This is a genomic window from Streptomyces boncukensis (assembly GCF_011045075.1).
GTDB lineage: Bacteria > Actinomycetota > Actinomycetes > Streptomycetales > Streptomycetaceae > Streptomyces > Streptomyces boncukensis.
The window spans coordinates 1-1,203 of the sequence record NZ_JAAKZZ010000982.1 but is presented as its reverse complement, the minus strand read 5'-3'; the positions used below and the strand labels follow the sequence as shown (position 1 = coordinate 1,203).

Here is a 1,203-nt window from a genome sequence, read left to right as displayed (position 1 = left end):
CTGTTATGGCTGTGCAGACAGCACAGGGTGCTCTGTGCTGTCTGCACAGCCATAACAGCGAGGCCCTTTCTCCTCATCTTCCCCGCGACGTATCTCGTCCGGGCCGGAATTGGCACCGTCCCCACGGGGGCCTCGCTTGGCACGAACGCGGCTCGCGGGATGGTTGCCGGGGCTTCTACGGGCCGTTCCCTCTGCCCCTCTGGATGAGCTGCTCTGTGGCACCGGCGCAGCCGGGCGTTTGTCACGGCGAACCCCGGCATGCGGAGCTCGCGCGCGTTGTTCAAGACTGTAGCCGACGGCCCTGACATGTGCGGGAGCCGTCCGAACCGCGAGATGGATCACAGGGGATGACAGGAAGGCCCTGACGTGCTCGAAGAAGTGGGCCAGTGGCTGCGGCGCCGTTCGTGGAGCGCCGCCGACCGGCCGCTCGACCAGGTGCTCGCCGCGAAGCGCCGGACCGGCAGCCTCGTCAGCGTGGTGCTGCCCGCGCTCGACGAGGAGGAGACGGTCGGCGAGATCGTCTCCGTCATCCGCCGCGACCTGCCCGAGCTGGTGGACGAGCTGGTGGTGATGGACTCCGGCTCGGCCGACCGCACCGCCGACCGCGCCGCGGCGGCGGGCGCCAAGGTGATCCACCGCGACGAGGTGCTGCCCCAGCTGCCGCCCGAGCCGGGCAAGGGCGAGGTGCTGTGGCGCTCCCTGCTGGTGACCCACGGCGACATCGTCTGCTTCGTGGACGCGGATCTGCGGGACTTCTCGGCGGACTTCGTCTCCGGCACGGTCGGCCCGCTGCTGACGGACCCGGACATCGCGTTCGTCAAGGCGATGTACGACCGCGCGCTGGGCGAGGCCCCGGCGGGCGGCGGCCGGGTGACGGAGCTGGTGGCCCGCCCGCTGCTCAACCTGCACTGGCCGCGGCTGGCGGGCTTCGTCCAGCCGCTCGGCGGCGAGTACGCGGCCCGCCGCACCCTCCTGGAGTCCCTGCCCTTCCCGGTGGGCTACGGGGTCGAGCTGGCGCTGCTGATCGACGCGCTGGAGGCGGTGGGCCTGGACGCGCTGGCCCAGGTCGACGTGGGCGTCCGCCGGCACCGGCACCAGGACGGGCAGGCCCTGGGCCGGATGGCCGCTGCGATCCAGGCGACGGCGGAGCGGCGGCTGGCCCGTACGGGCGGGGCGGACGGGATGGCCCGTACGGACGGGCCG

At 72.7% G+C, this 1,203-nt stretch carries 1 protein-coding gene and 1 riboswitch; the gene reads left to right on the top strand.

Annotated elements, in window-relative coordinates; genetic code table 11:
• Positions 1-70: 70 nt before the first annotated feature.
• Positions 71-210: riboswitch (SAM riboswitch) on the bottom strand.
• A 156-nt stretch (positions 211-366) separates the two neighbouring features.
• Positions 367-1,203 (top strand): glucosyl-3-phosphoglycerate synthase (locus G5C65_RS37450; protein WP_165303497.1); only part of this gene is annotated, 837 nt, incomplete at its 3' end.